This is a genomic window from Pseudomonas sp. LBUM1670, assembly GCF_059695695.1.
This window is the reverse complement of sequence record NZ_CP166783.1, coordinates 4,812,072-4,831,810: the sequence shown is the minus strand read 5'-3', so window position 1 is coordinate 4,831,810 and position 19,739 is coordinate 4,812,072. Positions and strand designations below refer to the sequence as shown.

Genomic DNA, 19,739 nt, shown 5'->3' with positions numbered 1-19,739 from the left:
GTGCCTATTTGACCGCCATGCAGGTGGTCAACTGGCTGCCGCGCACAGAATTGCCCTTCGCTGCACCTTCGCGGCCCGAGCTGCTGGAGATGCCCAAGCCATCGGTCGTCGCTCCGGTTGCGCTGGCTCCAGTGGTCGATGCGCCGGTGGAACCTGTGGTCAGACCGGCCGAACGGGTGAAGATCGAAGTGCCTCGGCCATCGTTGGCCAGTACGCGCACAAACGCCAAGGTTGAAGAAGAGGTCGCGACGGTCGCGGTCAAGGCGCCGATCGTGCCGCCACCGCGTTTCGCCCTGCAATTGCTGCGCGCCGGTCGCTGCCTGCTGCTGGTGGAGTTACCCACAGGCGAAACCTTCCAGACTCGCGATCCCGCGTATCTGCTGCTCAAGGACATACTGCGCGCCGCCGGTCTGCCGGACAGCCCGCAGATTATCGGCGAACCGGTGCGCTGGCCGCTGTTGACCCGGGGCACGATGGATCAAGGCCCGGAAGCGGCTCGCGACTTCGTGCAAGGCTTTCTCTCGGCCCGACTCGAAGACGCACCGTGCGTCTGCGTGTGGCTGATCGGCCTGCCGGCGGTGCGTTTTGCCGGCGAGGCGAATGCTGAATCCTTCAACCGTGAACTCCAGGTCGAAGGCCTGGGCTCGGTCTGGGCCCTGCCGGGTCTGGAATTATTAATGGAAGAGCCACAGCGTAAGGCTGATGTCTGGCAAGCCATGCGTCGGCTGATGGCGCGCTGGAAAGAATCGAATGAGTGACGCTGTATCGTTTCGCCCGATGACCGAGGCGGACCTGGACGCTGTACTGAAAATTGAATTCGCGGCTTACAGCCATCCCTGGACCCGCGGGATATTTCTCGATGGGCTGGGCAAGTACCAGATCTGGCTGATGTTTGAAGGGCAGCAGCAGGTCGGGCACGGCGTGGTGCAGATCATTCTTGATGAGGCGCACCTGCTGAACATCACCGTCAAACCGGAAAATCAGGGCCGTGGACTTGGGTTGACGCTACTGGAGCATCTGATGTCGATTGCCTACAAGGCTGAGGCGCGGGAATGTTTTCTGGAAGTGCGCGACAGCAATCGCTCGGCGTTCCGGTTGTATGAGCGGTATGGGTTTAACGAGATTGGACGGCGCCGGGATTATTATCCGGCGGTGGGCGGCAGGGAAGATGCCGTGGTCATGGCCTGCACCTTGGTGGATTGAGCTTTAAAAGCTTCGCGAGCAAGCCCGCTCCCACATTTGATTGGGGCTATATACCGATACTGTGAGCGACATAGGTCCAATGTGGGAGCGGGCTTGCTCGCGAAGGCGGTTTATCAGACGCTCAAGATCACCGATTCCCATCCATCGGATCCCGCCGCGCCATTTCCTCTTCATCCAGCCCATTGCCCCCGCCGATGTCATCTTCATCGACAATGCTCAAAACCCAATCGGCCTGGCCACCTTCACCCGCCTCATGGGCGTCCCGCGCACCGTCTTCACGGATCAATGTTTCCGGGCTCATGTCGTCGTCAGTGGATTCATGGTCAGCGGTCGAGGCGCCGGTCATGCCTGCTTCACGCACTCGCCCCCGAGGCATTAGTCGCTCGCGCTCGTTTTGCGTCAGTTCATCGCCGATTCTGGCGCTGGAATCATCATCATCAAAATCCAGCTCATGCATCGAACCCATGCGGTCTTCGTTGTCGTCGATGGGCTCGGGTTGCACCGCATCGTACGAACGTCGTGAATCAGTCATGGCTATTCCTCATACTGTGGTCCTTACTACGGTGGACCCACTGGGCTCCTCAGAATTCCACCGGCATGGAGTGCAGGTAATATGCATCAGCGGCAATCTGCATCTCGCGCGTGACCCCGACGGACGGTTGTCTGTCAAAGCAGCGCATCATTCTCGAGGCTTCATTGCATGAACGACTTACAAGATCTGATTGATAACAACGAGCGCTGGGCTGACGCGATCACCAAAGAAGATCCTGACTTCTTCGCCAAGCTGGCCCGTCAGCAAACGCCGGAATTCCTGTGGATCGGCTGTTCCGACGCCCGCGTGCCGGCGAACGAGATTGTTGGCATGTTGCCCGGCGACCTGTTCGTCCACCGCAACGTGGCCAACGTGGTGCTGCACACCGACCTCAACTGCCTGTCGGTGATTCAGTACGCAGTTGACGTGCTCAAGGTCAAACACATCCTCGTCACCGGCCACTATGGCTGCGGTGGTGTGCGTGCGTCGATGCAGGACCGTCAGCTGGGCCTGATCGACGGCTGGCTGCGCTCGATTCGTGATCTCTATTATGAAAAGCGCGAAGAGCTGGCCAAGTTGCCGACCGAAGAAGAGCGGGTCGACCGTCTCTGCGAGCTCAACGTCATCCAGCAAGTGGCCAACGTCGGGCACACCAGCATTGTGCAAAACGCCTGGCACCGCGGACAGAAACTGTCGATTCACGGCTGCATCTACGGCATCAAGGACGGTCGCTGGAAAAGCCTGAACGCCACCATCAGCGGTTTCGAGCAGTTGCCGGCGCAATACCGTTTGCGTCCGGTCGAGACGTTGTAAAAGCTGTCAGCTCAGGCTTCGTCGACGCCAGTGTTGAAAAAACAGCTGGCCATTGGCATTGGGCGGTTCGTCGTAGCCGTAGATCCAGCCACGGCAGCAGGGACAACCACAGCGGCAGGCAAACTGCCGCTGCAACTTATCCTCCGTCGCGGCGAAATCCATCGTCAGTCGATCGCCTTTTTTGATGTCTTTCAGTGCCCATAACCACAGATCTTTCATGTCGAGGTATTGGGGTCGCAGGCATGGTTGAGCAGGCCGCATAAGCGCGGATCATGGACATGGATGCCGGGCGCCAGTTGTCGGGTATGTCGGCAGCGATAGGGCAGCAGATGTCCGGAAAACCGGCACATCCGGCTGAGGCGAGGGAATTCGCACAGAGCTGCGACAGCGATTGCCTTCCCTTGAGCGTTGTAGAGGGTTTGAAAGTGGTCCGTGGACGGGAATCCAAGACGAAGGGGCAATTCTGCAAAGGGATAGATGCCTTTGGATGGCGGTGGGATTCCTTGATCGGCGTGGGCTCTCATAACAATCCTTGTCAGCAGGGTGCTGCGACCTCCGTCAGCTGACATCCTGTCAGCCCTGCAGCACATGGGTAAGCCTCAAGACTCTCGCAAAAAAAACAACGGGTCTACTGTCATAACTGACAGAGGAAAAACGCGCGTTCCCACGTCAGCCACGGCTCACGCAGGAACGCTGTTCAGTTTTTTACAAATGTGCAGCAGGCGCCGCGGTCACAGGCGCCGGGACTTTGAGCTGTTTGAGTTGAGACTTGATTGGTGTCGTCGCGCACTTGGCCGTGGCTTGCCCGGGCGTCAGGTTGCGGATCGAGGTGTAGAACAGTTCGCAGGTTTTTTCTGCCTGGGCCACTTGCCAGGTTTGGGTGCAACTTCTCAGTTCAATGTCTGGATTGCTGTCGAGGTCGCGGCCCATGGCGGCCTGCCAGCATGCGGCACTCAAGTCCTGGCCCATGACTTTCAGGCCCGCTGCGTCGGCCTGTGCCTGGGCATCTTTACCGGTATAGCTGGCCGGGTCGGCGGCGTACCAGATGTAGCTCGGGTGGTTGGAACCCAACACCGGCACTTTCACCCCGTCCTTCGGACTGATGGTTGCCAGGCCCAGCACGTTCACGGTCGGCCCGTATTGTTGCTTGATCCAGTTCCGCACCGGCGCGCCGAAAGCGACCATCGGCAGCGCGGCACCGCTGGCGTTCTGGCTGACTTCCTTGACCATGGTGGTCTGGTAGTCCTTGAAGTAGTCGTAAACCCCTTCCAGATCCTTGCCGGCACTGGCTGGCGCGGCAATCGGCGCGATGTCGATGATGGTCTGGAAAGCTGGCGTCTGCTCGGCGGGGATGCCGTTGACTGTCAGCAGCGTGGCCCAACGATCGGTGGTCTTGGACTCCAGGTAGTCCTGGGCCTGAGTCAGCGAGTAATCCGGCGGGAAATGCAGCAACTCGACACTTCTACGGTTTTCCAGTGCCATGCCCAGTGGCAGGAACAAGTACCAGCTATAAGCCCACTTGCCGTCGGCATTCAGCTTGCTGGCGCCGGTGTAGGCCAGATCGCCCGCATCGAGCAGCGCTGCCAGCGGTTTTTCATAACCTTTGGGAACGCCGGTGATTTCGGCGTAGAGCTGATCGTTATCGGTTTTGACCAGCACCTTTGCGTCGCTGTAGCCATCGCGTTGCACGCTCTGAGTCAGGTAATGCTCGACGGTTTGCTCCAGCGTCCAGTTGCGAAAGCAGATCACGTTGCAGTTGTTGGGGTAGGCGAACAGCCGGGTAACGCGCTCGGTGCTGCCCAGCTTCAGATCGGCACTGGCGTGGGCGACGGTGCTCAGGGTGAGAGCAGCGAGGGTGAATCCTGCGAGTTTGAACATGCTCAGATCCTTTTCAGCGTGGCCCCTATAAAGGGAATACGCATCATAGTGGATCAGCGGCCTTACACAGGAAAGTGGATGCACGCACTTTTTTCATCGAGCCTGCACGTTGTTTTAGAAGGACTTGGGAAATAGAAGCCGGCTCTCGACTGACTGTCTGCGAGCCGGACGAGAATTGCGGATTACAACAGTTTCAACGCCAGATGGGTGCCAGCGCGCAAGTACTCGACTTGTGCAATGACTGCATCCTTCACGATGGCCTCTCCGGTATCGGTCAACTTGGCTTTTTTTGCATCGATGATGGACGTCTGCGTCAATTGCATCACGACATCCATCGCTTTTTGAAGAGCGGTCAGATTGTTGTGCAGGCCAAACTCACGTACGACAGCGTCCATGCGGCGGTCTGCCTCATCACGCAGATTTTTGTATTCAACGACTGAAACGCTACCGTCCTGGTAAGTTTCGTTAATCATGTTTTCCAGCGTTTTTGATAAAAAAGACATTTGCGTGTTCATCCTTGGTCAGTGCTGTTTTGACTTTAAAAGTGTGTGCGCCGTTAGAGTCTACGCAGCGAGTCAAGGCTTGGAGATAGGAACCGACCGGGATTTATGTCAGGCGCAATCGAGCCTGTCCGTAGGACAAATCACGGGGAGTAGTGACGATCAGCTTCAAAACGGCAAGTCATCGAAGCCTGTCGGGTATGAGCGAATCGCACCTGCCTCACAGCAGGTGCAATCACGTGTGTTACGGCATCACCGGCGCCGTATACGTCAGCGTCGTCCCCAACGCCCACAGCAGAAACAGCACCAGCGGCGTGTGCACCAGCAGTTGCACAAACGAAAACCCGATCAAGTCCCGAGCCTTCAACCCCAGCACGCCCAGCAATGGCAGCATGTAGAACGGGTTGATCAGGTTCGGCAAGGCTTCGGCGGCGTTGTAGATCTGCACGGCCCAGCCCAGGTGATAGTTCAGGTCGGTGGCCACTTGCATCACATACGGCGCTTCGATGATCCACTTGCCGCCGCCCGACGGAATGAAGAAACCGAGGATCGCCGAGTACACGCCCATCAGCAGCGCGTAGGTGTCGTGGGAGGCGATTTGTACGAAAAAGGTCGAGATGTGGTGAGCCAGAGTCTGCGCGTCAGTGCCTTTGACCGTGGTCATCAGCGCGGCGATCGAGCCGTACAACGGAAACTGGATCAGTACGCCGGTGGTGGTCGGCACCGCGCGGGATACGGCATCGAGGAAGCTGCGTGGGCGCCAGTGCAGCAGGGCGCCGAGCATGATGAACAGGAAGTTGTAGGTGTTCAGCCCGGAAATCGCACTGATCGCCGGTTTGGTCGAGAACTCGTGGAACAGCCATCCGGCCGCCAGCAGCACCAGCAAAATCGTCAACAGCGGGCTATGTTCAAGCCATTCGCCGGGACGAGTGCGCGGTTGCAGCGGTGGCAGATTGAAACTCGGATCGATGCCGCAGGCTTTGGCATCACGGGCCGAGTTCGGGCCGGGTGCGGTGGCGTAGGCAATGATCAGCGAGATCACGATCAGCGCCAGCAACATCACGCCGGACTGCCAGAGAAAAATCGTTTGTGTGAAAGGAATCACCCCGGTGATCGACAGAATCGACGGCGGCAGGCTGGCCGGGTTGGCCTGCAATTGCGCAGCGGACGACGACAGGCCCAAGGCCCACACGGCGCCGAGGCCCAGGTACGCGGCGGCGCCGGCCGCGCGGTAATCCATTTTCAGATCGGTGCGGCGGGCGAGGGCGCGCACCAGCAAGCCGCCGAACACCAGCGACAGGCCCCAGTTCAACAACGACGCGACCATGGAAATCAGCGCCACCCACGCCACGGCGGAACGACCGTTCTTCGGGATTCGCGCCAGGCGGTCGATCAGCTTCACGGCGGGGGGCGAGCTGGCGACCACATAACCGCCGATCACCACGAACGCCATCTGCATGGTGAACGGGATCAGGCTCCAGAACCCGTCACCGAACGCCATGGCCGCGTCGGTGGGTTTGGCGCCCATGAACAGGGTGGCCACGGCGACGATAATCACCGCCAGCGCGGCGAACACCCAGGAATCGGGAAACCAGCGTTCGGCAAAACTAGAACAGCGCAGGGCAAAGCGGGCAGAGCGGGTATCTTCGATATCAGCAGCCACGGGAGAACCTCGATTTTTATGTTTGTTGTGGTCTTCAAGGCCGCAGAGGCCTAATGCCGTTGTTACTGTAGGAGCGAGCTTGCTCGCGATGGACTTAAGAGCGCCGCGTTTAGCCAGTAAACACGCGTAATCGTTATCGACCATCGCGAGCAAGCTCGCTCCTACGATGTTTGATCGGCATTGGCTCCAAAGGCCCGTCTGGACAGCTGCCAACAGTAAATCAATCGGTCACGTTTTGTGACGAAGTTTTGCCAAGCCGAGACTATGGTCTAACGGGTTGTCCGCTGGCGCGTTTGCGTAGACCATGGGCGCCTTGGTTTTTTTGCCTACGCCAGAGTTCTTTTGATGACTGCCCATAACGATTCGCGCCCGGCACCGTTCAGCCGCTCGGACTACAAGACCCTTGGCCTCGCGGCCCTCGGCGGTGCGCTGGAAATCTACGATTTCATCATTTTCGTGTTTTTCGCCCTGACCCTCAGCCAGCTGTTCTTTCCGCCGGAAATGCCCGAATGGCTGCGCCTGCTGCAAAGCTTCGGGATTTTTGTCACCGGTTATCTGGCGAGGCCGTTGGGCGGGATCCTGATGGCGCATTTCGCCGACCGGCTGGGGCGCAAGAAAGTCTTCAGCCTGAGCATTTTGATGATGGCGCTGCCGTGCCTGCTGATCGGCATCATGCCGACCTACGCCCAGATCGGCTATTTCGCACCACTGCTGCTGTTGGCCCTGCGGATTCTGCAAGGCGCGGCGGTGGGCGGTGAAGTGCCGAGCGCCTGGGTCTTCGTTGCCGAGCACGCACCGGTCGCGCACCGAGGTTACGCGCTCGGTTTCCTGCAAGCGGGACTGACCTTTGGTTACTTGATCGGCGCCCTGACGGCGACCTTTCTGGCGCAGGCGTTCACCCCGGCGGAAATCCTCGATTACGCGTGGCGTTACCCGTTTCTGCTGGGTGGCGTATTTGGCGTGATAGGTGTCTGGCTACGCCGCTGGCTCAGCGAAACCCCTGTGTTCATGGCGATGCAGGCGAAGCGTGATGCCGCAGTCGAACTGCCCCTAAGAACGGTCTTGCGTGAACATCGTCTGGCGATTCTGCCTGCGATGATTCTCACCTGCGTGCTGACATCGGCGGTGGTGGTGTTCGTGGTCATCACCCCGACCATGATGCAGAAAACCTTCGGCATGACCGCCAGCCACACCTTCGCCCTGAGTGCGTTGGGCATCGTGTTCCTGAACATCGGTTGCGTGCTCGCCGGGTTGCTGGTCGACCGCATCGGCGCCTGGCGCACGGTGATGCTGTATAGCCTGCTGCTGCCGCTGGGCATCGCCGTGCTCTATGCCAGCCTGATCATCGGCGGCAACTGGATCGGTCTGGCGTACGCAATTGCCGGCCTCGGTTGCGGCGTGGTCGGCGCGGTGCCCTCGGTCATGGTCAGCCTGTTCCCGGCGCGGATTCGCGTTTCGGGGATTTCCTTCACGTACAACATTGCCTACGCCGCGTGGGCGAGTACCACACCGCTGTTGCTGATCGCTCTGATGCCGTGGAGTCCGTGGATCTGCGTGATTTTCTGCGCGGTGATGGGGGTGGTGGGGGTGAGCAGCGCACTGTATTTCGGCGCGCGCATGCCGAGAGCAGGCAATTGTCCGGCGGCTGGCGCCATCTGATTGAAGGTGGCGCGGCGCACATGACAACTATTTTTGTAGGGCAACCCTGAAACACTCTTCAGAAAAAATCCCCAAGGCCGATGGCTAGGCTGTATGCCGCTTTCTATCCCTGCCCATCGGTGCTTTCCCATGTTCAACAAACGCTTGAAGCAAGAGTTGTCGGCTCTTCGCGAAGAACTCTCCAGCCTTCAGCAAGTGAAGGAAAGTCTGGAAGGCGAGATGCTGGTCCTGACCCTTGATCCCGATGGGCGGATTCAGTCGGCCAACCAGAATTTCATTAGTGAGATGCGCTACAAGAGCCACGACCTGATCGATCGCCCGATCGAAGACATTGTGCCGCTTCACGTGAAGTCCGATGAATTTCACCACCGTTTCAGGGCAGCGCTGACCCGTGGAGAGCACTTCGCCGGTACGGTGCGCCTGCTGCGCGGTGATGGCCAGGAAGCCTGGTTGCGTTCGATCGTGCAGCCGGTGCGTTCCGCGGACGGGCGGATCAAGCATTTTTCGATTATTTCCAGCGACCTGACCCGCACAATCGAGGCCTCCCGTGAGCACGAGAACCTGATCGGTGCGTTGGTGCGCTCGACGGCGGTGATCGAGTTCGACCTCGCTGGCAACGTGCTCACAGCCAATGAGCGGTTCCTCAACGGCATGGGTTGCAGCCTGGCGCAGATCAAGGGCAAACATCACCGCACCTTCTGCGAAGCGCAGGATTACAACAGCGCCGAGTATCAGGACTTCTGGCGTCGTCTGAATGCCGGTGAATTCGTGGCCGGCCGCTTCAAGCGCGTCGACAACCACGGGCGTACGGTCTGGCTGGAGGCGTCCTACAACCCGGTGGTCGACGCCAATAACAAGCTCTACAAAGTGGTGAAGTTCGCCACGGTGATCACCGATCAGGTCAATCAGGAACAGGCTGTCGCCGAAGCGGCCAACATTGCCTACGGCACCTCGCAGCAAACCGATCAAAGCGCCCAGCGCGGCAACGCAGTGGTGACTCAGGCGGTGAACGTGATGCGCGATCTGGCCAAACACATGCAAACCGCCGGCGACGGCATCGAAGCGCTGAACGAGCAGTCGCTGGTGATCGGCACCATTGTCAAAACCATCAGTGGCATTGCCGAACAGACCAACCTGCTGGCGCTCAACGCGGCCATCGAAGCGGCCCGGGCCGGTGAACAGGGACGCGGTTTTGCCGTGGTGGCGGACGAGGTGCGGCAACTGGCTTCGCGCACCAGCCAAGCCACCGACGAAATTGTCCTGGTGGTGCGCAAGAACCAGGAGATGGCGCGAAACGCAGTGTCCCTGATGACTGACGGCAAACTTCAGGCCGAACAAGGCCTGGCGCTGGCGGCGGAAGCGGGCACGGTGATTGTCGAGATTCAGGACGGCGCGCAGAAAGTGGTGAATGCGGTGGGGCAGTTTGCCAATCAGCTGTCGAGTTGATGGCTAGCCTTTAAAAGATCGCAGCCTGCGGCAGCTCCTACAGGGTGTACGCCATTCCAATGTAGGAGCTGCCGCAGGCTGCGATCTTTTCGTCCGTTCAAACTCCCTATCGCGGGATATCGCTACAATCGGCTCTTTTCCCAGGAGCAGATGCCCATGAGCGCTTCCCACCGCCGCCCGGTTCCCTTGTCCAAGGCTTATCGTCTGCTCAATCATGGGCCGACCGTGCTGGTCAGCGCGGCCCATGACGGGCAACGCAACATCATGGCGGCGGCCTGGGCCATGCCGCTGGATTTCGAACCGCCTAAAATTGCCGTGGTGCTGGACAAGTCCACCTGGACCCGGCGACTGCTGGAAGCGTCGGGCACATTCGTGCTGAACGTGCCCTGCGCCACCCAGGCCGATATCGTGCAGACCGTCGGCTCGACGTCGGGCCTGGAACTGTCTCAGGACCAGGGTCGGGACAAGTTCCAGACCTATGACTTGCCTACCTTCAGCGGCGAATTGATCGACGCTCCAATGCTCGAGGGATGCGTGGCCTGGCTGGAATGCCGATTGTTGCCGGAACCCAACAACCACCAACAGTACGATCTGTTTCTGGCCGAAGTGATCGCGGCCCAGGCGGACGAGCGCGTATTCAGCGACGGTCGCTGGCACTTCGAGGGACACGATGCATTGCGCACCTTGCACCACGTGGCGGGCGGGCATTTCCTGAAAATCGGTGATCCGGTGGCGGGTAAAGTCTTGCAGCCGTAAACGTTCACACTCACGTTACCCCAGCGCCCGGTCGTCTGCCTTCTGGCCGATGGAAGGCCGCGTGCGAGTAGAAAATCGAAGGCAAATGTTGCACTGTGTGGCCATCCTCTGAAGCCAAGAAGGCGACCCGCATCATGGAACAATCCCACCTGAGCTACGCCGCTCCGTTGTTGTCGCTGGCGCTGTTGTGGACGGTTGCGGTGGTGACGCCGGGGCCGAATTTTTTCAACATCGCGCAACTGGCCGCCAGTCAATCCAAGCGCCACGGCGTAGTGGCCGCACTGGGCGTGGCCACTGGCACAGTGCTCTGGGGGCTGGCGGGCGGGTTGGGCATCAAGTCGTTGTTCAGCGCGGCGCCGACGCTCTACCTGAGCTTCAAGATTGCCGGTGGCTGTTACCTGATCTATCTGGGCTTGAAACAGTTCAGGCGTAAACCGTCCATTGTTGCGGACAATTCCGGATCGATTGGCGGAGCGGGGCGCACGTTATTGTCGGTGTACGGCCAGGGGTTTCTGGGCAACATGACCAATCCAAAATCCGCCTTGTTCGTCGCGACCATCTTCGCGACGGCCATGCCCGCGTCCGTGCCGCCGATGTTGCTGGCGCTGGCCGTGCTGACCATGGCGACCTTGTCCTTCAGTTGGTACAGCGGCGTTGCGCTGCTGTTTTCGAGTCGCCGGATGGCGGGCGCTTATGAGCGTTCGCGTAAATGGCTGGATCGCTTTGCCGGCAGTTGCTACCTGCTGTTCGGTGCGCATCTGGTGGCCAATCGTTGAGGAGTTCTGAATGAGCAAACTGCGGGTAGGGATTATTTTTGGTGGCCGTTCGGCTGAACATGAAGTGTCGCTGCAATCGGCGAAAAATATCGTCGATGCGCTGGATCGGTCGCGCTTCGAACCGGTGCTGATCGGCATCGACAAGCAGGGTCACTGGCACCTCAACGACCCGTCGGACTTCCTGCTCAACCAGGAAAACCCGGCGCTGATCGCCCTCAACCAGTCCAACCGCGAACTCGCCGTGGTGCCGGGCAAGGCCAGTCAGCAACTGGTGGAAACCTCGAGTCAGGAACTGCTGGGCCACGTCGATGTGATCTTTCCGATCGTCCACGGCACCCTGGGTGAGGACGGTTGCCTGCAAGGGTTGCTGCGCATGGCTGATCTGCCGTTTGTCGGCTCCGACGTGCTGGGGTCGGCGGTTTGCATGGACAAGGACATCAGCAAACGCCTGCTGCGTGACGCCGGGTTGGCAGTCACGCCATTCGTGACCCTGACCCGCGCCACCGCAGCGCGCACCGAATTCGCCGAGGTCCAGGGGAAGCTCGGTCTGCCGCTGTTCGTCAAACCGGCGAACCAGGGCTCTTCGGTGGGCGTGAGCAAGGTCAACGATGAGGCCGAATACCGGGTTGCGGTTGAACTGGCTTTGGGTTTCGATGAGAAAGTGCTGGTCGAGTCCGCCGTCCGCGGCCGCGAGATCGAATGCGCGGTGCTCGGCAACGAAGACGCCATCGCGAGCGGCTGTGGCGAAATCGTCATCCGCAGCGGGTTCTATTCCTACGACAGCAAGTACATTGACGCACAGGCCGCTGAAGTGGTGGTTCCGGCTCACATCAGCAGCGAAGCCAGCGAGCGCATTCGTGCCCTGGCCGTCGAGGCATTTCAGGTGTTGGGCTGTTCCGGTCTGGCGCGGGTCGATGTGTTCCTGACCGACAGCGGCGAAGTGCTGATCAACGAGATCAACTCGCTGCCCGGTTTCACCCGCATCAGCATGTACCCCAAACTGTGGCAGGCCACCGGCATGACCTACAGCGAGCTGGTCAGCCGTTTGATCGAGCTGGCGCTGGAGAAGCACCAGGCGCGGCAGGCGTTGAAGATTTCTCGCTAGCTGCGCGCGACCATTCAAGCTGGGCCGGGCGCCGGTTGTGATTGCTCAGCCTCTCAAACAAACGTATTTCCCCTGTAGGAGCTGGCTTGCCAGCGATGATCGCCAACGATAACGAGTGCTGTCTGAATGACCGCGATCTCCAGACGTTTTTCGCGAGCAAGCTCGCTCCTACAGATGCGGACCGGTGGATTTCGCGAGCAGGCTCGCTCCCACAACCGTTTCGGGACCATCCGGTTTCGGTAAGCCCTTTCCATGCCGTGTAGGGCTCAATCCCCCAACGCTTCCCCCTCGCGCCGCGGATCCGCTCCACCCACCAACGATGCATTCCCCTGCGCATCCTTGACCCGGACAATCGCCTGAGTACCGCTGGTCATGTCGATTTCGGTCACGCTGTGCCCGTTGTCCTTCAACGCTTGAATCGTCTCCGCACTGAATTGCCCCTGTTCCAGTTCGGTCGGGCCGTTGCGGCTGCCGAAGTTGGGCAGGTTGATGGCGGTTTGCGGGTCGAGGTTCCAGTCGAGCAGGCCGATGGTGGATTTGGCGACGTATTCAATGATTTGCGAGCCGCCGGGTGAGCCGAGGGTGGCGAGGAATTCGCCGCTCTGGCGGTCGAAGATCAGCGTGGGCGCCATGGACGAGCGCGGGCGTTTGCCGGGTTCGACGCGGTTGGCGACTTTCTGTCCGTTTTCTTCGGGGATGAACGAGAAGTCGGTCATCTGGTTGTTGAGCAGAAAGCCCTGAACCATCAGGTGCGAGCCGAACGCGGATTCGACCGTGGTAGTCATCGACACTGCACCGCCCAAGTCATCGACCGCCACCACTTGCGAGGTGGAAATGCGTAGCGGCGAACGGTCCGGCGCGTAGGCGACCTGAATGCCCGGCGGCGTGCCGGGTTTTGCCACGCCCATGCTGCGATCGCCAATCAGGGCGGCGCGGCTGGCCAGATAAGTCGGGTCCACCAGGCCTTTGACGGGGACCGGCACGAAGTCGCTATCGGCGACGTACAGCGCGCGGTCGGCATACGCGAGACGCTCCGCTTCGGAGATCAGGTGCACGGCTTCAGGGGCCGGTTCGATGCCTGCGGGTCGGGTGCTCTCGACCGGTTTCAAGGGTGCCAGCGCGAAACGCGGGTCGCGGGTTTCCAGTGCCTGCAAGGTGCCGAGGATCTGCGCCACAGCGATTCCGCCCGATGACGGTGGTGGCATGCCGCAGACCTGCCAACGTTTGTAATCAGTGCACAGCGGCGCACGTTCCTTGGCGGAGTAGCCGTTGAGGTCGTTCAGCGACAGGCTGCCGGGGTTGGCGTGGCCCTGAACCCTGGCGACGATTTCCTGGGCGATGGGGCCCTTGTACAGCGCGTTGGGACCTTCCTTGGCGATGCGTTTGAACACCGCGGCCAGCGCCGGGTTTTTCAGTTGAGTGCCGACGGCTTTCGGGCTGCCGTCGGCGTTCCGAAAGTACGCCATCATGTCTGGCGAGCGCTGCATGGACGAGTCCGAAGCAATCAACAGATGCAGGCGCGGCGAGATGGGAAAACCTTGCTCCGCGAGTTTGATCGCCGGCTCGAACAACTGCGCCCATGGCAGGCGCCCGTGTTTCTGATGGGCCAGTTCCAGCGCCCGCAATACGCCCGGCGTGCCCACGGAACGACCGCCAATCTGCGCCTGAGTGAACGGCATCGGTTGGCCGTCGGCTTGCAGGAATAGCTTCTCGGTGGCACCGGCCGGCGCGGTTTCGCGACCGTCGTAAGTGCGCACGGTCTTGCCGTCCCAGAGCACGATCAACGCACCACCGCCGATACCCGAGGATTGCGGCTCGACCAGCGTCAGCACCGCTTGCATGGCGATGGCGGCATCGATCGCCGAACCGCCCTGACGCAGCATCGCGCGTCCGGCTTCGGCTGCGAGTGGATTGGCTGCTGCCGCCATGTGTTTCGAGGCATGCCGGGATTGCAGCTCGGTGCGAAAGCCCGAGGCAGTTTCCGGTGCGAGCGGCAACGTTGAAGCGGGCGGAGCGTTGCACGCAGCGAGGGTTAATGCGCTGGCAATCAGCGAAAGGGCTGACAGGCGATAGCGAATCCAGTGAAAGACTGAAATCACGCGGGGCACTCCGTCCGTGGGAAAGATCAGGGGACTTTATCGGCCGACAGCCAGTGACGCAAATCACGGGACGTTTTTGTCCTTCATCCATTGACGGATTTTCTGTAGGGTCAAGGGCAGCAGACGAGTCAGAAAATCAACAAGAGGCAGACATGCAGACCGACTTCCCCTCACAGCCAAGCTATGGCGCCCAGCGTGAACAATTTCTGGCGGCGGCGATCGCGGCCGGCGCGACGCTGACCGAGTATCCGCACCCGCTCAAAGGGCCGTTCGGTGAGCCGTTGAGCACCGATGTGGCGGTACTCGGTGATCCGGGCGCCAAGCGCTTGCTGATCGCGCTGAGTGGCACTCACGGGGTCGAAGGCTTCTATGGCTCGGGCTGTCAGATCAAGTGGATGCAGGAGTTGGGCAAGCGTTCACTGCCGGCCGATGTCGCCATGGTGTTTGTCCATCTGATCAATCCCTGGGGTACGGCGTGGTTGCGCCGGGTCAACGAAGACAACATCGACCTCAACCGCAATCACCTGAACTTCGAACGTCCGCTGCCGGACAATCAGGCTTACGCCGCGTTGCATGAAATCTATGCTTGCACTGAGTTGACTGGCCCCGAGCGTGATCGCGCCGATGCGTTGCTCGACCAGCAGATCCGCGAACACGGCTGGCCGGCGGTGATGTCAATTGTCGAGGGCGGCCAGCACAGTCATCCCGACGGCTTGTTTTACGGTGGGTGGGCGCCGAGCTGGTCGAGCCGTACGTTGCACCAGATTCTTCAAAAGCATGTTGCTCACGCCGATGTCGCGATGTGCTTCGACTTGCACACCGGTGCCGGGGAGTACGGCCATCCGATGTTGCTGACCATCACAGAGTCCGCTTATCCAGCGTTGCAGGATGCGCAGGCGATCTACGGACCGTGGCTCTACACGCTGCTGACCGGCGCTGACACGCTGAGCGAAACCGGCGTGGCGGCGACGGCGACCGGCTACACCTCGCAGGCGCTGATCGATGCGCTGCCGCAGGTGCGACTGATGCCCTTCGTGATCGAGTGCGGGACGTATCCGGGGGCAGAGGTTCATCGTCATTTGCGCGACGACCATTGGCTGCATCTGCACGGCAATCCGAGTGAGGCGGTAGGGCGTGAAATCAAACTGAATTTGCTGGAGCAGTTCTATCCCGCCGACAGCGACTGGCAGGCGATGGTCTGGCTGCGTACGTGGCAGATTTGGGAGCGGGCATTGTCCGCGTTGGCGGTGATGCGTTCCTGAAGCGTGCGTTCGTTGCCCGAAACCGGCTCGTGGTTCGGGCCAATTTTCTCGAGGCATAAAAAAACGGCCTACCTTTCGGTAAGCCGTTTTTAGTACTTGGTGGCTACACAGGGACTTGAACCCCGGACCCCAGCATTATGAATGCTATGCTCTAACCAACTGAGCTATGTAGCCAAGTGGCGCGCATTATTCACCGGTAATGCAGATGCGTCAAGCATAAATCTAAAATATTTCTCTACGCTTTCAACCGCTTATCCACCTGAGCCGAAAAACGGGACCAGGGGAGGGCGTCAACCGAGCTGGAATCTCCCGGTATTGGCACTCAGCGCCTTGCTGCCCTGGCTCAAGGTGTCTGCAGCCTGATTCACCGCCCGCGCCCCTTCGAGCAAGCGCACCGCGGCCTGATCGACTTGCTGAATGTTGCCGCTGACTTCGTCGGCAGTGGTCGCTTGCTCATCGACTGCCGTGGCGATCTGCGCCAGGGTGTCGGTGACGCTTTGCACGGCGCTGGCAATTTCCCCCAGTCGCTCGCCGAGGCCGGTGACCGCTTGCGCATCGGATTGCGCCTGGCCGCAGGCGGCTTCCATCAGGCTCACGGCCTCATTTACCGTATTACGCAAACTGTCGACGGTGCCGGCGATCTGCGCGGTGGACGATTGGGTGCGTTGCGACAGGCTGCGCACTTCGTCGGCCACCACCGCAAAGCCGCGACCCTGTTCACCCGCACGAGCGGCTTCGATGGCCGCGTTGAGCGCCAACAGGTTGGTCTGCTCGGCGACCCCGCGAATGGTGTCGACCACCAACTGAATCTGCTGACCTTGTTCGCTGACCCGCCCGAGTGCCGCCGCCGTGTCGTTCAAACGCTGGTTGAGCTGCTGAATGCTCGCGGTGGTGCGTTGGCTGTCACGGCTGCTGTCGGCTGCAATGCGCCGGGTGTGCTGTGCGCTGCCGGAAGCCTGTTCGCAACTCTGGGCGACCCCTAGGGAAGTGGCGGCCAATTGCGTTGCCGCCGCCGCGATCTGACTGATCTGCAATTGCTGGGCTTCGACCTCGCCCAAGGCGCCGCTGGAATGGTGATTGAGCGTGCGCACCGCGTTACTCAGCTGCAAGGTTTCGTGATCGACCCCCAACAGACTATTGCGCAGTTGCACCACCGCGACGTTGAGCGCGGTGCTGATCGCCGCCAGTTCGTCGCGGCCTTCAACCGGCACTTGCAGGCTCAGATTGCCGTCGCGCAACGCTTCGGCCAACAGCGTAATGCCGCTGGCGCTACGGCGAATAGAGGCCTGCAAACAGATGAACAGGTACAGCGCGGCCAGTAGCAGACAACCAAAGATCGCCGCCACCACAATGAACTGGCGAATCGCCGAACCGTGGTAGTAATCCAGACGCTGATCCAGCGAGACCAACGATTGCTGACGCAACGAAGCGAGGTCGGTGAGCAGGCTGTCCAGATTGCGTTCGAACTCTTCGGGTTTGAGTTTGATACTGCCGCCAAACACGCCGTCATCGAGAACTTTCAGCTCGGCGTCGAGGTGCTTGAGGCTGTCATGGTATTGACCGGCCCAGGTCTGCAAGGCGCTGGGCAGACGCGCTTCCAGCAAGCTAGCCGTTTTAACAAGCTGCTCGCGGGCGTCGCCGATGCGGCTGCGCAGGTCGCGCAATTGCAGACGGCTTTGCAGGGTGAACTGACCCGACACCACCGACGCCTGGCCGACGCTGGCGAGACGGCCGACCCGTTCGATCAGGTCCGGCGCGTGTTGCGTGGAGATCTGCGTCAGCAAGTAGGTTTCCAGCCACGGTGCCAGTGTCAGGCGATTGTCCATGGCGATCTGTTCGCGCAAGGCTTGCAGAGCGCTCAGGGCATTGGTGAAACGATCGTAACCGTCCGGCCACCAGCCGACGCTGCTCAGGCTTTTCGAGTCGAGGCCGTTGAGCGCGGTTTGCAGGGCTTGATAGCGGGCCAGGGTTTCGCCCTCTGCGCCTTCGGTTTGCAACGTGTTGCCGAGGTCCGTGGTGGCCTGGGTGACCGCCGGCTGAACGGCATCGAACGCAGCCATCGCCGCGAGAGTGGCCGGTGTCGGCTGGCGGGTGGTCTCGGTGGCACGCCAGCGTGCAGCGCGGTCACGCTGGGCGGCGAGCAGGTTATTCAGCGCATCCAGCGCGAGCAGTTGCCGGACCCCGGCACGCTCACCGGAGATCAGGTTCAGTTTGGCGCGATAGTCCTGGCCGATCATCAGCAGGCTGCCCGCGAGCGGCAGAATAAACAGCAGAAACAACAGCTGAAACTTTCGGGCGAAGCCGAAACGTCCCAGCAACCCGATCCCCGGAGATAAAAAAGCCTGCATGCCCCATGACTCCTCTGGACACCACGCACCAATTGCGTGCGTCGAAGTCGTTGCGACCGCGACTCGTGCCCTTTTTTAAGGCCTCGAAAGTCCACCCTCGTCAACTCTGTAGGCCGACTCTGTAGCGAAACTTCCCATTCTCGGTCCCCTTTGTAAGGGGCCGCGTTGAAGGGGAATAGCAAGGCAAGATTCAGACCATGGCGTTGCGCTATTAGGTTAATTTTTGAAGTCGTTAGCAGGCTAAGGGGATGGCGCTTCTGCACTAAAAAATGGCACATTGATGCACCTGCCCGCGTGCACCCATCTGCTGTACGGAAACTCCCATGGCTATCAGCAATGCCCAGACCGGCACACCGCCGGCATCCGCGACTTCACAAAGCAGCCCTCTGGTCATGCGCATCATCGGCGCCGTGGCGCTGGCGCATTTGATCAACGACCTGATTCAGTCAGTACTGCCGTCGATCTACCCGATGCTCAAGGCCAACTATGGGCTGACCTTCACCCAGGTCGGCCTGATCACTCTGACCTTTCAGTTGACGGCTTCGCTGTTGCAGCCGTGGGTCGGTTATCACACGGATCGCCATCCCAAGCCCTGGCTGCTTCCGGCCGGGACAGTGTGCACATTGATTGGCATTTTGATGATGTCGGTGGTCGGCACCTTTCCATTGATTCTGCTGGCGGCGGGGTTGATCGGCATCGGCTCGTCGACCTTTCACCCGGAAGCGTCTCGCGTGGCGCGACTGGCCTCGGGCGGGCGATTTGGCCTGGCGCAATCGACTTTCCAGGTCGGCGGTAACGCGGGCTCCGCCTTCGGTCCATTACTGGCGGCGGCGATCATCATTCCGTTCGGTCAGGGTCATGTGGCGTGGTTCGGATTGTTCGCGGTGTTTGCGCTGTTCGTGCTCTACCGGATCAGCCGCTGGTATGCCAACCACCTGAGCCTGTTCAAGCTCAAGCAAGGTCAGGCGGCGACGCATGGTTTATCGAAGGGCCGCGTCATCAGTGCGCTGGTGGTGCTCGGGTTGCTGGTGTTCTCCAAGTATTTCTACATGGCCAGTTTCACCAGCTACTTCACCTTCTACCTGATCGAGAAATTCGACCTGTCGGTCGCCAGTTCGCAGCTGCATTTGTTCCTGTTTCTGGGGGCGGTAGCGGCAGGGACATTCTTCGGCGGACCGATCGGCGACAAGATCGGGCGTAAGGCGGTGATCTGGTTTTCGATCCTGGGCGTGGCGCCGTTCACCTTGATTTTGCCGCACGTTGATTTGTTCTGGACCCGCATCTTGAGCGTGGTGATCGGTTTCATCCTGGCGTCCGCGTTCTCGGCCATCGTGGTGTATGCGCAGGAGCTGGTGCCGGGCAATGTCGGGATGATTGCCGGGGTGTTTTTCGGGCTGATGTTCGGCTTCGGCGGGATTGGCGCGGCACTACTCGGCCATTTGGCGGACATTCACGGCATCGAATACGTGTACTTCCTGTGTTCGTTCCTGCCGTTGTTGGGTGTGTTGGCGATCTTCCTGCCAAGAACCAAAAAGCCCTGACTCCACACAAATCGAATGTGGGAGCGGGCTTGCTCGCGAAAGCGGAGTGTCAGTCGAAATATATGCAACTGACACACCGCTTTCGCGAGCAAGCCCGCTCCCACATTGGTTCGGTGGTGTAGCGGGTAAATATCTCAGGCACAAAAAAGCCGCGTATC

The 19,739-nt window shown here is 60.2% G+C and carries 16 protein-coding genes, 1 tRNA gene and 2 pseudogenes; 11 read left to right on the top strand and 8 right to left on the bottom strand.

The window, feature by feature from the left end:
- The first annotated feature begins 17 nt into the window (after positions 1 to 17).
- Together ACA073_RS22050 and rimI are read left to right on the top strand one after the other, a co-directional pair.
- Entirely contained in the window at positions 18 to 758 is a 741-nt protein-coding gene (locus ACA073_RS22050; protein ID WP_497404188.1) for an energy transducer TonB, read from the top strand.
- On the top strand, positions 751 to 1,203 hold the full coding sequence (rimI, locus tag ACA073_RS22045; RefSeq protein WP_157709556.1) for a ribosomal protein S18-alanine N-acetyltransferase: 453 nt from the start codon (positions 751 to 753) through the stop codon (positions 1,201 to 1,203). Before ACA073_RS22050 ends, rimI begins: the two co-directional genes overlap by 8 nt.
- Positions 1,204 to 1,330: 127 nt before the next feature.
- Here the strand turns inward: rimI and ACA073_RS22040 are convergent, their stop codons facing one another.
- Positions 1,331 to 1,735 (bottom strand): serine kinase/phosphatase, encoded by a 405-nt coding sequence (locus tag ACA073_RS22040; protein WP_497399462.1) that lies wholly within the window; start codon positions 1,733 to 1,735, stop codon positions 1,331 to 1,333.
- A 168-nt stretch (positions 1,736 to 1,903) separates the two neighbouring features.
- On the opposite strand from ACA073_RS22040, the gene can reads away from it, so the two are divergent.
- Positions 1,904 to 2,548, top strand: coding sequence for a carbonate dehydratase (gene can / locus ACA073_RS22035; RefSeq protein WP_461953238.1), 645 nt, complete (start codon positions 1,904 to 1,906; stop codon positions 2,546 to 2,548).
- A 6-nt stretch (positions 2,549 to 2,554) separates the two neighbouring features.
- On the opposite strand, the pseudogene ACA073_RS22030 reads toward can, so the two are convergent.
- From ACA073_RS22030 to ACA073_RS22015, 4 genes and pseudogenes are all read right to left on the bottom strand, one after another.
- Positions 2,555 to 3,072, bottom strand: a pseudogene (locus ACA073_RS22030) (lysine methyltransferase).
- 181 nt (positions 3,073 to 3,253) lie between these two features.
- Entirely contained in the window at positions 3,254 to 4,426 is a 1,173-nt protein-coding gene (locus ACA073_RS22025; RefSeq protein WP_497399460.1) for a hypothetical protein, read from the bottom strand.
- A gap of 182 nt (positions 4,427 to 4,608) precedes the next feature.
- Positions 4,609 to 4,929: a hypothetical protein gene (locus ACA073_RS22020; RefSeq protein WP_497399458.1), complete on the bottom strand. Its 321-nt coding sequence runs from the start codon at positions 4,927 to 4,929 to the stop codon at positions 4,609 to 4,611.
- A gap of 241 nt (positions 4,930 to 5,170) precedes the next feature.
- Entirely contained in the window at positions 5,171 to 6,589 is a 1,419-nt protein-coding gene (locus tag ACA073_RS22015; protein ID WP_033061219.1) for a short-chain fatty acid transporter, read from the bottom strand.
- Between the two features lie 345 nt (positions 6,590 to 6,934).
- Between ACA073_RS22015 and ACA073_RS22010 the strand changes: the two genes are divergently transcribed.
- The 6 genes and pseudogenes from ACA073_RS22010 (at position 6,935) to ddlA (ending at position 12,331) form a co-directional block, all read left to right on the top strand.
- Entirely contained in the window at positions 6,935 to 8,248 is a 1,314-nt protein-coding gene (locus ACA073_RS22010; protein ID WP_497399456.1) for an MFS transporter, read from the top strand.
- Between the two features lie 93 nt (positions 8,249 to 8,341).
- Positions 8,342 to 9,106, top strand: a pseudogene (locus tag ACA073_RS22005) (PAS domain-containing protein); the annotation flags it as partial.
- Positions 9,086 to 9,694, top strand: a complete 609-nt coding sequence (locus ACA073_RS22000) for a methyl-accepting chemotaxis protein (protein ID WP_497404186.1) — start codon at positions 9,086 to 9,088, stop codon at positions 9,692 to 9,694. The pseudogene ACA073_RS22005 and the gene ACA073_RS22000, both read left to right, overlap by 21 nt.
- Before the next feature lie 156 nt (positions 9,695 to 9,850).
- On the top strand, positions 9,851 to 10,450 hold the full coding sequence (locus ACA073_RS21995; RefSeq protein ID WP_497399454.1) for a flavin reductase family protein: 600 nt from the start codon (positions 9,851 to 9,853) through the stop codon (positions 10,448 to 10,450).
- Positions 10,451 to 10,584: 134 nt separating this feature from the next.
- Positions 10,585 to 11,226 (top strand): LysE family translocator, encoded by a 642-nt coding sequence (locus ACA073_RS21990; protein WP_497399452.1) that lies wholly within the window; start codon positions 10,585 to 10,587, stop codon positions 11,224 to 11,226.
- Positions 11,227 to 11,236: 10 nt separating this feature from the next.
- A complete protein-coding gene (ddlA, locus tag ACA073_RS21985) occupies positions 11,237 to 12,331 on the top strand; it encodes a D-alanine--D-alanine ligase (RefSeq protein WP_497399450.1) in 1,095 nt (364 codons plus the stop codon).
- A gap of 266 nt (positions 12,332 to 12,597) precedes the next feature.
- On the opposite strand, the gene ggt is transcribed toward ddlA, so the two are convergent.
- Entirely contained in the window at positions 12,598 to 14,430 is a 1,833-nt protein-coding gene (gene ggt, locus ACA073_RS21980) for a gamma-glutamyltransferase (protein ID WP_497399448.1), read from the bottom strand.
- Between the two features lie 152 nt (positions 14,431 to 14,582).
- Between ggt and ACA073_RS21975 the strand changes: the two genes are divergently transcribed.
- A complete protein-coding gene (locus tag ACA073_RS21975) occupies positions 14,583 to 15,692 on the top strand; it encodes a DUF2817 domain-containing protein (protein ID WP_497399446.1) in 1,110 nt (369 codons plus the stop codon).
- A 97-nt stretch (positions 15,693 to 15,789) separates the two neighbouring features.
- On the opposite strand, the gene ACA073_RS21970 is transcribed toward ACA073_RS21975, so the two are convergent.
- A tRNA-Met gene (locus ACA073_RS21970) sits at positions 15,790 to 15,866 on the bottom strand.
- A gap of 116 nt (positions 15,867 to 15,982) precedes the next feature.
- Positions 15,983 to 18,040 carry a methyl-accepting chemotaxis protein gene (locus ACA073_RS21965; RefSeq protein ID WP_497399444.1) on the bottom strand — a complete coding sequence of 686 codons (2,058 nt, stop codon included), beginning with the start codon at positions 18,038 to 18,040 and terminating at the stop codon, positions 15,983 to 15,985.
- Between the two features lie 323 nt (positions 18,041 to 18,363).
- Between ACA073_RS21965 and ACA073_RS21960 the strand changes: the two genes are divergently transcribed.
- A complete protein-coding gene (locus ACA073_RS21960; protein ID WP_497399442.1) occupies positions 18,364 to 19,581 on the top strand; it encodes an MFS transporter in 1,218 nt (405 codons plus the stop codon).
- Positions 19,582 to 19,739 lie beyond the last annotated feature (158 nt).

Excerpts from the sequence above, each read along its gene's own strand:
- ACA073_RS22020 (WP_497399458.1), bottom strand. The coding sequence starts at position 4,929 with ATGTCTTTTTTATCAAAAACGCTGGAAAACATGATTAACGAAACTTAC.
- can (WP_461953238.1), top strand. The coding sequence starts at position 1,904 with ATGAACGACTTACAAGATCTGATTGATAACAACGAGCGCTGGGCTGAC.
- ACA073_RS22050 (WP_497404188.1), top strand. The coding sequence starts at position 18 with ATGCAGGTGGTCAACTGGCTGCCGCGCACAGAATTGCCCTTCGCTGCA.
- ACA073_RS21975 (WP_497399446.1), top strand. The coding sequence starts at position 14,583 with ATGCAGACCGACTTCCCCTCACAGCCAAGCTATGGCGCCCAGCGTGAA.
- ACA073_RS21965 (WP_497399444.1), bottom strand. The coding sequence starts at position 18,040 with ATGCAGGCTTTTTTATCTCCGGGGATCGGGTTGCTGGGACGTTTCGGC.
- ddlA (WP_497399450.1), top strand. The coding sequence starts at position 11,237 with ATGAGCAAACTGCGGGTAGGGATTATTTTTGGTGGCCGTTCGGCTGAA.
- ACA073_RS21990 (WP_497399452.1), top strand. The coding sequence starts at position 10,585 with ATGGAACAATCCCACCTGAGCTACGCCGCTCCGTTGTTGTCGCTGGCG.
- rimI (WP_157709556.1), top strand. The coding sequence starts at position 751 with ATGAGTGACGCTGTATCGTTTCGCCCGATGACCGAGGCGGACCTGGAC.
- ACA073_RS21960 (WP_497399442.1), top strand. The coding sequence starts at position 18,364 with ATGGCTATCAGCAATGCCCAGACCGGCACACCGCCGGCATCCGCGACT.
- ACA073_RS22025 (WP_497399460.1), bottom strand. The coding sequence starts at position 4,426 with ATGTTCAAACTCGCAGGATTCACCCTCGCTGCTCTCACCCTGAGCACC.
- ACA073_RS22010 (WP_497399456.1), top strand. The coding sequence starts at position 6,935 with ATGACTGCCCATAACGATTCGCGCCCGGCACCGTTCAGCCGCTCGGAC.
- ACA073_RS22040 (WP_497399462.1), bottom strand. The coding sequence starts at position 1,735 with ATGACTGATTCACGACGTTCGTACGATGCGGTGCAACCCGAGCCCATC.
- ACA073_RS21995 (WP_497399454.1), top strand. The coding sequence starts at position 9,851 with ATGAGCGCTTCCCACCGCCGCCCGGTTCCCTTGTCCAAGGCTTATCGT.